The following is a 13,302-nucleotide window of genomic DNA, read 5'->3' as shown; positions in this document are numbered from 1 at the left end:
CGCGAGTGCCCGCTGTCAGTGCCCGCTGTCAGCATCCTTCTCATGACGGACACAGGGGCATTCGACTGGCGGTCCTTCCTCCTCAGGTGGAGCGGGGAGTGGGCGGACTCGGTGACGGGCCGCGAGGGGCTCACCGATGACGACGAACTCGCCCTTCGTGCGCGGTGGTTGGGGAACGAGCCCGCCTCCGAGGAACGGATGGCGGCCATGGAGGAGCGCCTCGGCCGCCGGATGCCCCCGTCCTACCGGGAGTTCCTGGCGGTCAGTGACGGGTGGCGGCACGCGGGCGGGTTCGTGTGGCTCCTCGCCGGCACCGCGCAGGCGCGCTGGCACCACGACGCCTCCGGGCTCTCGGAGCTGTTCGAGGGGTACCTCGACGAGGACGCCGGGGCCGAGCAGCGGCGGGAGGCGGCCCTCTGGCGGCGCGGGCTCCAGCTGAACGTGCGGTCCGACGCCACCCACGTCCTGATGGATCCCGATGACGTCGACGAGGACGGCGAGTGGGCCGTGTACACCTGGGCGAGCTGGCGGGCCGCCCCGCCCGAGCGGCACGCCTCTTTCCGGGCGTTCATGCGGGACATGCACCGCGAGTTCCACCATCTGCGGGCGACCCCGGGGGACGGAGAACCGGAGTTCGTCAACGACACGACGCGCGCGCTGGACGCCCTGGTGGACGACGCCCGCCGGGAGGCGTTGCGGGGCGGGTGGGAGTCGGCCCTGGCCGCGTTGGACGAGGCCAAGGGGTACGGCAGGCCGGGCGCCGCGGGGCTCGGCGACCAGATCCGGCGCCTGCTCGGGCACGCCTACGGGGTGGACTTCGGGGGCCTGGCGGCGGACCCCCGGTACGCGTCGGAGCTGTTGCCGCCGCTGCTGGCCGCGGAGGCGGACCGCGATGCCTCCACGCCGGGGTACGCCGTGCCGGGCGCCGACGAGGACGTGTCGACCCTGGCCCGCGCGACCCTGAAGCGTCTGCGGGGCGGTACCTACCGGTACGCGGCGGCGGGCGCGTTCGGGGAGGCCGTCGAACGGGCCCGGGAGCTGGCCCGGTGGGGCGACACGGACGGGGCGTGGCGGACGCTGCGGGAGGCCGTGCCCCTGTGGGAGCCGTGCGGGCCGGACCACCTGGCGCCGCTGGGCTGGGTGGCCGACCCGCTCCTCGGGCCGTTGCTCACCCCGGAGCGGGGCCGTGAGCTGCTGGCCACTGCGAAGATCGGGCGCGCGGGCGCGGTCCCGGAGCCGACGGCCGGGCTCGACCCGGGGGACCTGGCGTGGCTCGCGGAGCCGGACCCCGGCGGTCACCGCACCTCCTACCGGTTCGTGCTGGTGGAGGGGGTGGAGCCGGCGGAACTGCCCGGCCGGCTCGCGGACGGCGACACGGAGGGGGAGGGCCTCCTCCTCCAGCTGCCGATGACCTCCTGGGAGGCGCGCCACAGGGCCCTGCGGGGCCAGCGGGAGTTCTCGTCCTACGACGACCGGGCCCTGGTGTCGGTCGGGCGGGCGGGCAACGGCTGGAGCTTCGCCTTCGACGGCGACCCGGCCCCCTTCGACCGGCGGCGGCTGCGCTCCCCCGCCGCGGCCGCCAGCGCGGGCACCCGCGCGGTGGTGGTGTGGAGTGGGCTGCGAGCGGGCCGCGGTGCGCCCTCGTTCCACCTGTCGGTGGCCCGGGACGGGGTCGAGCGGTACGCGTTCACGTACGCGGAGGGTGGGCTCCGCACCGCCGGAGCGGTACCGGCGGGGCTGGACCCGTACCGGTTCTTCGGCGACCCGCGGGACGGCGCCGCGACGGAGCGCGCGCTGCTGGAGGCGGTGGCCCGGGAGTTCGGCGTCCTGCTGCCGCGGCACTCGCTCACGCACGGGCGCCTGCACACCTTCACCACCCGTTCCTGGACGCGGCCGCCGGCGGACGGGGAGACGTACACCGGGTTCACCTGGGTGAGGGGGTGACCGTCACGGCGCCCGGCACCGCGCCGGGAGGCCGTTCTCAGCCGGGGAAGGCCGCCTCGAAGGCCCGGCGCGGGCCCGGTGCGCGGTCCAGGATTCCGAACGCCACCCGGTCGAAGACGCCCGCGAAGCGGCCCGTCAGCAGGGCCCGGAAGGCCTCGGCGACCTCGGCCGGATCGTTCATGAACACCCCGCACCCCCACGCCCCCAGCACCAGGTGCGGGTAGCCGTGCAGGGCCGCCACCTCCAGGACCCGCTCGGCCCGCCGGGCCAGCGCCGCCGGGATCTCGTGGGTCCGCTCGGGTTCCTGGCGCCGGATGGTGCCCGCGTTCGGAGCCGGGGAGGTGAGGAAGCCCGCCCGGAAGGGCACGTCCAGCAGTTCGCCCCGGTCGTCGCGGAAGACCGGGACCCCGGGCGAGTGAATCACCCGGTCGGTGTAGAAGGTGCTCGGCTCGGCGCGGTGGACCTCGTAGTACTCGCGCGCCTCCAGCAGCGTCTCGTAGAGCGCCGAAGCGCGGCACAGGGCTTCCTCCTGCGCCTTGGCCCCGCGGACGTAACCGCCCCCGGGATTGCGGGCCGAGGCGAAGTTGAGGACCGCGACCGGTCCGCCCGGCGCGAGCCTGCGGGCGGCGACCGTGCTGCTCTCCCCGGTCACCTCGAACACGGTCTCCCGGCTCCGCACCGCTTCCGGTTCACCCTGGATGACCGGATTAGGTCCATATATTCTGGTTCCCGCCTTGGCTTCCGCCACGGCGGCGGCGAGCGCCACCTCCCGCCCCGACCGCGACCGGTACCCCCCGGCCGCCACGATCTGCGCGTTTTCCAGCGCGATGGCCCTCAGTCTGCTGCTCATCCACCGATCCTCCGGAACGGGCACCGCAAGTGGCAACGCAATTATTTGCGCGAATCGACACGGCTTTGCGCGATCTTGATGCGATCCGCACGCTTCACGGCCCGACCACGACGGGTAGGCAACGGTGACGTCACGGCTCACGACAGGAGAAGAGGATCCGGTCATGCCCCAGGACTCACCCCTGACGCACCTGCGCGCACATCCGCCGGGGTGTCCCCCCGGACACGCCGCCGAGCACGCCCCGCGGCCGCTCACCGAGACCGCCGCCGAGGACCTCGTGCGCGGCATCTGTTTCAAGACGGGCCCGCCCCGACTGCTCGGCGCCGAACTGGAGTGGCTGCTGCTGGACGCCGAGGACCCCGCGCGGCCGCTGTCCCCGGACCGGCTCACCGCCGCCCACGACGCGGCGGCCGCACTGCCCCTGCGCTCCCGGTTCACCGTCGAGCCGGGCGGTCAGCTCGAACTCAGCTCACCCCCCGCCACCTCCCTGATGGGGTGCGTGGGCGACCTCCAGGCCGATCTGGACGCCGTGCGCGCCGCCCTGGGCGCCCAGGGCGTCGTGCTCGACGGGCTCGGGCACGATCTGCGCCGGCCGCTGCGGCGGCTGCTGGACAGCCCGCGCTACCGGGCCATGGAGACCTACTTCGACCGCACCGGGCCGGCCGGGCGCGCCATGATGCGCGCGTCCGCCTCCGTGCAGGTCTGCGTCGACGCGGGACACGAGGAGCCCGGCCCGCTCGGCCACGGCCGGCGCTGGCGCTCCGCGCACCTGCTCGGCGCGGTGCTGGTGTCGGCCTTCGCGAACTCCCCCGCCCACAGCGGCCCGTACGCGGGCTGGCGGTGTTCCCGCCAGGGCGTCTGGAGCGACCTGGACACCGCGCGCACCCTCGCCCCACCGCTGGACGCCGACCCGCGCGGGGCCTGGGTGCGGCACGCGCTCGACACCGCGGTCATGTGCGTCCGCCCGCAGGAGCCGACCGGCCGGGACGGCGCGGCCGGCGCGGGCGAAACGGGCGACACGGGCGCGGCGTGGGAGGTGCCGCGGGACCTGAGCTTCCGTGCCTGGGTGCGCGGCGCCGGCCCCAGGCCGCCGACGGCCGCGGACCTCGACTACCACCTGACCACCCTGTTCCCGCCGATCCGGCCGCGCGGGCACCTGGAACTGCGGATGATCGACGCGCAGCCGGGCGCGGACGGCTGGCTGGTCCCGGTGGCCGTGGTGCACGCCCTGTTCGACGACCCGGAGGCCGCGGAGACGGCCTACCGCGTGGCGAAGGGGCTGGCCGACACCTACGGCCCGGGCCCCGCGCCGCACAATCCGCTCTGGCGCTCGGCGGCCCGGTACGGGCCGCGCGATCCGGAGCTGCGCGCGGCGGCCCGCGCGTGCTTCCGGGCCGCGACCGAGGCGCTGCCCCGGCTCGGCGCGGACACCCGGGTGCGGGACGCCGTCGGGGAGTTCACCGAACGGTTCGTGCGCCGCGGCCGCTGTCCGGCCGACGAGGTCGACGGATTCGCCGACGCGCGGGCCCGGTCCGCCGCCCCGCCCCTCCCCGCCTCGGCCCCCGCCCCCGTGCGCGCACCCTCGCGCATCCCCGTCCGCAAGGAGGACCGCCCGTGAGCGCCGCGACCGCCCCGACCGGCGGGACCGACCAGCAGCCGCCCGGCGACCTGCGCGAGCGGGCGGCCGCCGCGCTGATCGCCGCCCGGGCCCGGACCGCGGCGCTGACCGATCCGGTGACCGACGCCGACCTGAGCGCGCAGCACTCGCCGCTGATGTCCCCGCTGGTGTGGGACCTCGCGCACATCGGCAACCAGGAAGAGCTGTGGCTGCTGCGTCGCGTCGCCGGGCGGGATCCGATGCGTCCCGAGATCGACCCGCTGTACGACGCCTTCGCGCATCCCCGCGCCCAACGGCCCGCCCTGCCCCTGCTCGGGCCGGCCGAAGCGCGCGGCTACAGCGCCGAGGTGCGGGGGCGGGTGTTCGACCTGTTGGAACGCACCCCCTTCGAGGGTTCGGCGCTGCTCGACGACGGCTTCGCCTTCGGCATGATCGCGCAGCACGAACAGCAGCACGACGAAACGATGCTGATCACCCATCAGCTGCGACTGGGCGGGCCGGTGCTGACCGCCCCGGATCCCGGACCGGCGACCGGACCGGCGCCGTCGGCCACCGAAGTCCTGGTGCCCGGAGGCCCGTTCACGATGGGCACCTCCACCGAGCCGTGGTCGCTGGACAACGAGCGTCCCGCGCACACCCGCGAGAGCGCACCCTTCTGGATCGACACGGTCCCGGTCACCAACGCCGCCTACCTGGCTTTCATGGCGGACGGCGGCTACCGCGAGCCCCGCTGGTGGGCGGCCGAGGGCTGGGACCAGATCCGCGACCACGGCATCGAGGCCCCGCTGTTCTGGTACCGCGAGGCCGGCCAGTGGCTGCGCCGGCGCTTCGGCGCGGTGGAGCCGGTGCCGGCCGACGAGCCCGTGCTGCACGTCAGCTGGTACGAGGCGGACGCGTACGCCCGGTGGGCCGGCCGGCGGCTGCCGACCGAGACCGAGTGGGAGAAGGCCGCCCGTCACGACCCGGCGACCGGCCGCTCGCACCGCTACCCGTGGGGCGACGCCGATCCCACGCCCGCGCACGCCAATCTGGGCCAGCGGCACCTGCGGCCGGCCGCCGCGGGCAGCTACCCGGCCGGAGCCTCCGCGCTCGGAGTGCGCCAGCTGATCGGCGACGTGTGGGAGTGGACGGCGAGCGACTTCCTTCCGTACCCGGGCTTCAGGGCGTTCCCGTACCGCGAGTACTCCGAGGTGTTCTTCGGCCCGGAGCACAAGGTGCTGCGCGGCGGTTCGTTCGCGGTGGACCCGGTGGCCTGCCGCGGCACCTTCCGCAACTGGGACCTGCCGGTGCGCCGCCAGATCTTCGCCGGTTTCCGTACGGCGAGGGATGCCTGATGTGCCGTCACCTCGCCTGGCTCGGGCCCGTGGCGCCGCTCGGCCGGCTACTGACCGAGCCGGAGCACTCCCTGGTGCGCCAGTCCTGGCAGCCGCGCCACCAGCGGTACGGGACGGTCAACGCCGACGGCTTCGGCGTCGGCTGGTACGCGGAGGGCGACCCGATACCGGGCCGCTACCGCAGGGCGGGCCCGGTGTGGGGCGACGCCACCTTCGGCGACCTCGCCCGGGTCGTGCGCAGCGGGGCCGCGCTGGCCGCCGTCCGCGACGCGACCCTGAGCGGCGCGGACGGCGAGGCCGCGGCCGCGCCCTTCACGGCCGGGCCCTGGCTGTTCAGTCACAACGGAGCGGTCCGGGACTGGCCGGACTCGGCCGCCGCGGCCGCCGCGGCGCTGCCACCGCTGGAGCTGCTCCAGTTGGCGGCCCGGTCCGATTCGGCGCTGGTGTGGGCGCTCGTCCTGCGCGCCCTGCGGGCCGGTGCGAGCCCGGGCGACGCGCTGATGGGGCCGGTGCGGGAGCTGGCGGCCGCCGCTCCCGGGTCGCGGCTGAACCTGCTGCTCACCGACGGCCACACGATCGCCGCGACGGCCTGGGGCGATTCCTTGTGGTACCTCGCGGACACCGCCGCGAGCCGCACGGTCGTCGCGTCCGAGCCCTACGACGACGACCCGCGGTGGTGCGAGGTGCCCGACCGGACCCTGTTGACCGCCTCCCGCACCCGTGTCGACCTGAGCGCGATCAAGGAGATCCCGCCGCACGCGAGCACACCGGAACCGAGCAAGGAGAACCAGGACAGTGAGTGAATTCCCCATGGGCGACTTCCGGTTGACCCGGACCCTCGACGAGAACGCGGCGGAGGCGGCGCTGCGCACCGATGTGCGCGAGGGGCTGACCGGCTCGCCCAAATCACTGCCGCCCAAGTGGTTCTACGACGCTCGGGGCAGCGAACTCTTCGAGGAGATCACCCGGTTGCCCGAGTACTACCCGACGCGCGCGGAGCGGGAGATCCTGCTGGAGCGGGCCGGGGAGATCGCGGCGGTCAGCGGCGCGCGCACGCTGGTGGAGCTGGGGTCCGGGTCCTCGGAGAAGACCCGGCACCTGATCGAGGCGATGCCCGCGCTGGACACCTACGTCCCGGTGGACGTGAGCGAGAGCGCCCTGCGGGGCGCGGCCGACGTGCTGCTCTCGGACCGGCCCCGGCTGCGGGTCCACGCGCTGGTGGCGGACTTCACCCGGCCGTTGGCGCTCCCGCCCACGCCCGGGCCCCGGCTCGTGGTGTTCCTGGGCGGGACGATCGGGAACCTGCGGCCGGCCGAGCGGGCCGCCTTCCTGGCGTCCGTCCGGGCGATGCTCTCGCCCGGGGACGCGCTGCTGATGGGGACCGACCTCGTGAAGGACGAGGCGGTGCTGGTCGCGGCGTACGACGACGCGCAGGGCGTGACGGCCGAGTTCAACCGGAACGTCCTGGCCGTCATCGACCGGGAGTTGGGCGCCGATTTCCACACCGCCGATTTCGCGCACGTGGCGGTGTGGAACCGGGAGCGGGAGTGGATGGAGATGCGGCTGCGGGCGCGGACGGACGCCGTGGTGAAGATCCGGGCCCTGGATCTCGTGGTGCCGTTCGCGGCCGGCGAGGAGATCCTCACCGAGGTCTCCGCGAAGTTCCGTCAGGAGGGGGTGCGTGACGAGTTGGCCTCCGCGGGGCTCGACCTGACCCACTGGTGGACCGACCGGGAGGGCCGGTTCGCGCTGTCGCTGTCCGTCGCCGCGGCGACGGACGACGGTGAGGTGCGCGAGGGCGCTCGGCGCGGGGTCGGGACCCCGCCGAGCGGTGCCGGCGCGGACGTGACGGCCGCCTGAGCCGCCGCCGCGAGTTCCCGCCGGTCCGCGTGGCGGCCCGGCGGGATCCGCGGCAGCAGGGTGAGCTCGGCCCGCACCCCGCGGGACCGGGCGATCCGCCACAGCGAGGCGGTGAGCGGATCGTCCCCGACGAAGGCGGGCGCCCCCGCGAGCCGCCCGTCGGCCAGCCGGTAGGCGATCCGGACGGGCTGTACGGCGGCCCCCGCGTCCAGCGCCGCCTGGAAGGCCGCCCGGCGGAAGGGCCCCTGGCCGCGGCCGCACCAGGTGCTGCCCTCGGGGAACACCGTCACCCGGTCCCCGGCCCGCAGCGCGGCGGCGAGCGCCCCCACGGTGTCCGGCAGGGCCCGGATCCGCTCGCGTTCGATGAACAGGGTCCCGGCGCCGGTGGCGAGCCGGCCCAGGCCCGGCCACTGCCGGACCTCGCTCTTGGCCAGCATCCGGGAGGGCAGGGCGGCCGCGACCAGCGGGACGTCGAGCCAGGAGATGTGGTTGGGGACGACGAGCCGGGCCCCCTCGGGCCCGGGGTTGCCGTGGACGGTGATCCGGATGCCGAAGGACCGGACGAACCCGCGCGCCCAGGCCCGTACGAGGGCCCCGCGGGGCCCGGCGGGCAGCAGCCGCAGGGCCGGCGCGGCCAGGATGCCGACCAGCAGCACCAGCACGGCGGCGGCCAGGCGCGCCGCCGCGCGCACGGCGCCCGCCGCCGGGCCGTGGTGGGCGGCGCAGGCGTCGGGGGTGCAGGGCGAGGTGGGCAGCCAGGCGCTCATGCGCCGGGGGCGAGCGCGAGGAAGTGCCGCAGGTAGCGCGGGTTGGTGCGGCGCAGCGAGAGCAGGACGTACAGGTCGGCGACGCCGAACTCGGCGTCGAGCGCGGGCTCCCCGCACACCCAGGCCCCCAGCCGCAGGTACCCCCGCAGCAGTGGCGGCAGCTCGACGCGGTGGGGGAAGGCGATGCCCTCGGGGCTCCACGGGTGGTGCGGGGTGACCCGGTACTCCTGGGGGGCCAGGTTGCGGGCGAGGACGGTCTCACGGGTGGCGGCCGCCAGGACCCCGCCGTCGGCGAGCGGGACGGAGCAGCAGCCGGCCAACCAGTTGTGCCCGGAGCGGTCCATGTAGCGGGCCAGCCCGGCCCAGATCAGGGCGATGACGGCGCCGTTGCGGTGGTCGGGGTGGACGCACGAGCGGCCGACCTCGACGAGGTCGGGGCGGATGGGCGCGAGTGCGGAGAGGTCGAACTCGCCCTCGGAGTAGAGGCGCCCCGCGATCGCGGCGCGCTCCGGGGGGAGCAGCCGGTAGGTGCCGACGACCTGTTCGGTCTGCTCCTCGACGACGAGGAGGTGGTCGCAGTAGGCGTCGAAGGAGTCGACGTCCAGTCCCGGCTCGGGGCCGTCGAGGCGGGCACCGAGCTCGCCCGCGAAGACCTGGTGGCGCAGCCGCTGGGCGGCGCGGACCTCGTCCTCGTCGCGGGCCAGGCGGACGGCGTAACGGGGCGCGGGGTGGGCGGGGGCGGCCTGCGGGGGTGCGGGGCGCGGGGCCGCGGGGAGGTTGGTGAGGTCGACGGGGGAAAGGGGGGCGATGGTCATGACGGCTCCTGATCCGGAAGCGGGAGCCGGGCCGGCGGCGTATCGGCCCGTCTCCCTTACTTCTTCCGTGACCGGCTGGATTCGACATGACCGAGCGGCGGCACTCGGATGTGCGAACGCTGAACTCAGCGGTCGGAGCTGAGGACCTTGCTGATGGCCTCGGAGGCGGTCTTGGCGGCTTCCTTGGGGTCCTGTCCGGACAGGACCGCCGTCATGTAGGGCTTGATGGGGTTCTTGGCCTCGACCTCGGCCCAGCGCGCGGACTTCGGGGTGGCCCGGCCCTGGGCGGCTCCGGGGGCCATCGCGGTGGCGCCGTCGTTGCCCTCGACGACGTGCGCGAGCGTGGTCTTGTTGGGCACGTAGCTCATCTCGCGCGCCAGCTCGGTCTGCCACTTCTCGCTGACCAGGGCCGAGATCACGTCCACGGCGGCCTTCCGGTCGGTGGTGTGGTCGGGAATGATCAGGTCGGAGCCGCCGGTGAAGACGGCGCCCGGCTTCTCGGTGGTCTTCCCGGGTATCGAGAAGAAGCCGAGCTTGCCCTTGAGCGCCGGGTTGAGCTCCTCGATCTGTGCGGCCTGCCCGGGCGGGGCGATGATCTGCGCGATCTGGCCGCGCGCGAAGACCTCGGCCTGCGAGGGGGTTTCCTCGTCGGAGCTCTTGGGGCCGTCGCCGAGCGCCTGGAGCTGCTTGTAGAAGTCCATGCCGGCGAGCGCCTCGTTGGTGTCGAGGGTGCCGACCCACTGGCCGCCGGTCTCCACGGCCAGGTCGCCGCCCTCGTCCCAGATGAACCCGGAGAGCACGTACCAGTTCTGGCCCGGCAGGTAGATGCCCTGCTGGGCGCCCTTGTCGAGCTTCTGGGTGGTGGAGATCCACTCCCCGCGGCTCTTGGGCGGCGTCTTGATCCCGGCGCTCGCGAACATGTCCTTGTTGTAGATCACCACCCGGTTGGCCGCGTACCAGGGGACGCCGTACTGGGCGCCGCCGACGCTACCGGGATCCGCGAGGCCCTTGAGCCAGTCCTTGCTGCCCCACTCGCGCAGCCCTTCCAGGGTGACTTCGGACAGGCCGCCGGTCTCGATGTACTGCGCGACCTGGGTGTTGCCGACCTCGATGACGTCGGCCTTCTCCTTGCCCTTGCCCTTCAGGACGCCGTTGACCTTGTCGCCGATGCCCGTCCACTCCTGGATCTTGACGTCGAGGTCGATCCCGGGGTGGTCCTTCTCGTAGGAGTCGGTGAACTTCTTGATGAAGTCGTCCGACGCACTGCCCTTCATGAGCCACAGGGTGACCTTCTGGGGCCCTCCGCCCGATTCGCCCAGCACGCTGCAGCCGGTCAGCGCGGTGGCGGCCACCAGGGCGGTGCACACGGCGAGGAAACGCATTTTCACGAAGGTCACCTTCTGGGGGGTTGATCTCAGATGGCTTGAAATTGGCATGGACCAATGGGCGGGTCAAGGGGCTCGGGCTCTGGATTCTCTGCACAAAAGCGGCGAACCGGTACGACCCCTCCACCTGGCGCACACAACGGGTTCACAGGAACACCGCATACGGGCCGTACGGACCCCCGCGCCGCCGCCGCGCACCCGCACCTCCGCGCGCCCTCGGCCACCGCCTCCGCCTCGCGGACCGGGACGTACTGGGGCACCGTGGAACGAGGCACCAGTCCCCACCCTCGGGAGAGCCCCATGTCCAACCACACCTACCGGGTGACCGAGATCGTCGGCACCTCCACCGAGAGCATCGACCAGGCCATCCGCAACGGCATCGCCCGCGCGGGCCAGACCGTGCGCAACCTCGACTGGTTCGAGGTCTCCCAGGTGCGCGGACACATCGAGAACGGCGAGGTCGCGCACTTCCAGGTGGGGCTCAAGGTGGGCTTCCGCCTCGACGGCGAGGACTGAGTCGGGCCCCGGCCCGATCAGGTACGCCCCTCGCCCTCCTGCGCCTCGCGCAGCTCCGGCGCGTCCGCCGCCCAGTCGGCCCGCACGACGCGGAACCCGGCGGCGCGCGCCGCCTGGCACACGAGCTCGTCGTCGTCCACGAGCATGCGCACCTCCCGGCCCCGGGCGATCCGGCGCAGCACCTCCAGCTTGGTCGTCCGCGCCGGACGCCGGTCCTGGTTCCCGCGCATCCACACCCGCCCCTCGGGCAGCCCGTGCCGGGCCAGCCATTCCAGGGTGTCCGCCCGACACCGCTCGGGCCGACCGGTCAGGTACACCACCTCGCAGTCGGCGCCGCTCTCGACCGCCAGCGCCACGCCCCGCGCGAGCGGCGGGTCGTCCTTCGCCGCGCCGAAGAAGCCGTCCCAGTCCCTGGGGCGGCCTTCGAGGAAGTGCTGGCGGTGCGCGGTGTCGGCGAGGGTCCCGTCGATGTCGAAGACGGCCAGGGGGCGGCGGGTGGCGTGATCACTCATGCGGGCCAGCCTAGGCCGCCCCGCCGACAGCGGCCGCGAACCCTTCGCCTCCGCGAATTCCGCCCACTGCGCGCGTTGCATACGCACGGGCGATTCCGTCAGCACGCAATGGGTCGGCGTCGCCCAGGAAATTCGATCTTCATTCCTGAGGGTGAACTTGCGCGGCCCTTCCCGAGCCTTCCTCGCACCCGAACCTCCGCTGCGCAAAGCCCCTTTCGGCGCCCGCAGGACCCGGGCCAGGACGTATCGGCCGGATTGACAACAGTGGGCCGATCATAGGGAGATTCGAATTCCCATGAGGGGCACCCTTGCACGATCTGCTGGGACGTCACTTCCGTTGAGGAGACGGTAGATTCGGCTCCGCATTCAACACAGCAAGACGGCCCTGAGCGTTGGCGCGCCCAGGGCCGTCCGTCAAGCGAAGGGAAAAGGAATCACCTTGCTCAACCCGCTACGCCGGGGGGTCCTCGCATGGAACCCGGTGCACCGTAAGCGCAGTATCCCGCAGCCATCCGGCGGGCAAACCCTCCTGCGCCTCGCGCTGGCCATGGTCCTCGCCCCCCTCTGCCTGCTCGTCGCCCTGCTCCTGTACCGGTGGGGCGGTTCCGCGACCCTCGACGTCGTGGGCTTCGCACTGACCCTGGTGGTGCTCCTCTTCGCGATCGCCCTGTGGGTCGCGCGGGAACGCCGGGTCCGCAGGATCCGGCGCGAGCGCCGGGAGCGCGCCCGGCGCCGAGCGCCCTGACGGCCGCCGCTCCGGCGGTCCCACGGGACCGCCGGACGCGATCCCGCGCGACCCCCGCCCCCGCGCGCCCCGGTTTCCACACCTTCAGGTGACGGCGCGGGCCCCGCATCCTCCCTAACATGGTCAGTTGTGACCGGAACAACTCCTGGCAAGGGTTGAGGGGGACGGATGCACCATGGTGTGCGCACGCCGAGCGTCGCGCGGATCTACGACCGGTTGCTCGGGGGGGTCGACAACCATCCCGTGGACCAGAAGGTCTGCGACGACCTGATCGGCATCGCACCCGGGTCCCGCGCCCTGGCCCTCGCGAGCAGGTCCTTCCTGCGCCGCGCGGTCCGGGTGCTGGCCCGGGACTACGGCGTGCGCCAGTTCCTGGAGCACGGCTGCGGCCTGCCCGCCCGTGACAACGTGCACGAGGTCGCCGGGGCCGTCGCCCCCGAGGCCCGCGTGGTCTACATCGACAACGATCCGCTGGTGCTGGCCCACGCCCGGGCCCGGCTGGTCGAGAACCCGTGGACCGCCGTGGTCGGCGCCGACGTCCGGGACACCGCGGCCATCTTCGACTGTGCGCAGGTGCGCGACCTCGTCCGGCCCGACGAACCCACGGCCGCCCTGTTCGTCGCCGTCTCCCAGTGCCTGCCCGACGAGGACGTCGTTCCCATGCTGGAGCGGGTCAAGGAGCGCCTGGCGCCCGGCAGTTTCCTGGTCGTGTGCCAGTACACCAGCCGCTGTCCCGAGGTCCGCGAACAGGTCACGTCGCTCATCAGGGGCGCCACGCAGGGCAGATGGGGCCGCGTGCGCGAGGAGCACGAGGTCCGCGGCTTCCTGCGCGGACTGGAGATCATCGACCCCGGGCTGGGGGACGTCGCCGACTGGCGCCCGGACCCGGTCCGACCGCCGCTCCCCCGCGCCACGGACCTGATCGCGTGGGGCGGGGTGGGCCGGATCCCCTGAAA

12 protein-coding genes and 1 pseudogene are annotated in these 13,302 nt (G+C 74.0%); 8 read left to right on the top strand and 5 right to left on the bottom strand.

What is annotated here, in order from left to right:
• The first annotated feature begins 42 nt into the window (after positions 1-42).
• On the top strand, positions 43-1,944 hold the full coding sequence (locus ACZ4UB_RS11520) for an SMI1/KNR4 family protein (protein ID WP_468069914.1): 1,902 nt from the start codon (positions 43-45) through the stop codon (positions 1,942-1,944).
• Positions 1,945-1,981: 37 nt separating this feature from the next.
• Here ACZ4UB_RS11520 and ACZ4UB_RS11515 read toward each other — a convergent pair whose 3' ends face one another.
• The gene (locus ACZ4UB_RS11515) at positions 1,982-2,794 is read right to left on the bottom strand and encodes a TIGR02452 family protein (protein ID WP_468069912.1); all 813 of its coding nucleotides are present in this window, start codon (positions 2,792-2,794) and stop codon (positions 1,982-1,984) included.
• 163 nt (positions 2,795-2,957) lie between these two features.
• Between ACZ4UB_RS11515 and egtA the strand changes: the two genes are divergently transcribed.
• The 4 genes from egtA to egtD are packed head-to-tail and all read left to right on the top strand — an operon-like array spanning position 2,958 to position 7,606.
• On the top strand, positions 2,958-4,412 hold the full coding sequence (egtA, locus tag ACZ4UB_RS11510; RefSeq protein WP_468069910.1) for an ergothioneine biosynthesis glutamate--cysteine ligase EgtA: 1,455 nt from the start codon (positions 2,958-2,960) through the stop codon (positions 4,410-4,412).
• Positions 4,409-5,746 carry an ergothioneine biosynthesis protein EgtB gene (egtB, locus tag ACZ4UB_RS11505; RefSeq protein WP_468069908.1) on the top strand — a complete coding sequence of 446 codons (1,338 nt, stop codon included), beginning with the start codon at positions 4,409-4,411 and terminating at the stop codon, positions 5,744-5,746. The genes egtA and egtB overlap by 4 nt, the downstream gene beginning before the upstream one ends.
• Positions 5,746-6,549, top strand: a complete 804-nt coding sequence (gene egtC, locus ACZ4UB_RS11500; protein ID WP_468069906.1) for an ergothioneine biosynthesis protein EgtC — start codon at positions 5,746-5,748, stop codon at positions 6,547-6,549. The genes egtB and egtC overlap by 1 nt, the downstream gene beginning before the upstream one ends.
• Positions 6,550-6,556: 7 nt before the next feature.
• Positions 6,557-7,606 carry an L-histidine N(alpha)-methyltransferase gene (gene egtD, locus ACZ4UB_RS11495; protein ID WP_468069954.1) on the top strand — a complete coding sequence of 350 codons (1,050 nt, stop codon included), beginning with the start codon at positions 6,557-6,559 and terminating at the stop codon, positions 7,604-7,606.
• A 236-nt stretch (positions 7,607-7,842) separates the two neighbouring features.
• Here egtD and ACZ4UB_RS11490 read toward each other — a convergent pair.
• From ACZ4UB_RS11490 to ACZ4UB_RS11480, 3 genes and pseudogenes are all read right to left on the bottom strand, one after another.
• Positions 7,843-8,373, bottom strand: a pseudogene (locus ACZ4UB_RS11490) (lysophospholipid acyltransferase family protein); the annotation flags it as partial.
• On the bottom strand, positions 8,370-9,188 hold the full coding sequence (locus ACZ4UB_RS11485) for a GNAT family N-acetyltransferase (RefSeq protein ID WP_468069904.1): 819 nt from the start codon (positions 9,186-9,188) through the stop codon (positions 8,370-8,372). The pseudogene ACZ4UB_RS11490 and the gene ACZ4UB_RS11485, both read right to left, overlap by 4 nt.
• A gap of 125 nt (positions 9,189-9,313) precedes the next feature.
• Positions 9,314-10,576 (bottom strand): extracellular solute-binding protein, encoded by a 1,263-nt coding sequence (locus ACZ4UB_RS11480; protein WP_468069902.1) that lies wholly within the window; start codon positions 10,574-10,576, stop codon positions 9,314-9,316.
• Positions 10,577-10,873: 297 nt separating this feature from the next.
• Between ACZ4UB_RS11480 and ACZ4UB_RS11475 the strand changes: the two genes are divergently transcribed.
• Positions 10,874-11,089 (top strand): dodecin, encoded by a 216-nt coding sequence (locus ACZ4UB_RS11475; RefSeq protein WP_330333846.1) that lies wholly within the window; start codon positions 10,874-10,876, stop codon positions 11,087-11,089.
• Positions 11,090-11,106: 17 nt separating this feature from the next.
• On the opposite strand, the gene ACZ4UB_RS11470 is transcribed toward ACZ4UB_RS11475, so the two are convergent.
• Entirely contained in the window at positions 11,107-11,601 is a 495-nt protein-coding gene (locus ACZ4UB_RS11470) for a phosphatase domain-containing protein (protein ID WP_468069900.1), read from the bottom strand.
• Between the two features lie 481 nt (positions 11,602-12,082).
• Between ACZ4UB_RS11470 and ACZ4UB_RS11465 the strand changes: the two genes are divergently transcribed.
• Complete coding sequence (locus ACZ4UB_RS11465) at positions 12,083-12,346, top strand: hypothetical protein (RefSeq protein ID WP_468069899.1); 264 nt, start codon at positions 12,083-12,085, stop codon at positions 12,344-12,346.
• A 180-nt stretch (positions 12,347-12,526) separates the two neighbouring features.
• Positions 12,527-13,300, top strand: coding sequence for an SAM-dependent methyltransferase (locus ACZ4UB_RS11460; RefSeq protein ID WP_468069897.1), 774 nt, complete (start codon positions 12,527-12,529; stop codon positions 13,298-13,300).
• Positions 13,301-13,302 lie beyond the last annotated feature (2 nt).

The organism is Streptomyces sp. NPDC028419 (assembly GCF_055565515.1).
Note: the sequence above shows the minus strand (reverse complement) of the source record. Positions and strands in the feature narration are given on the sequence as shown.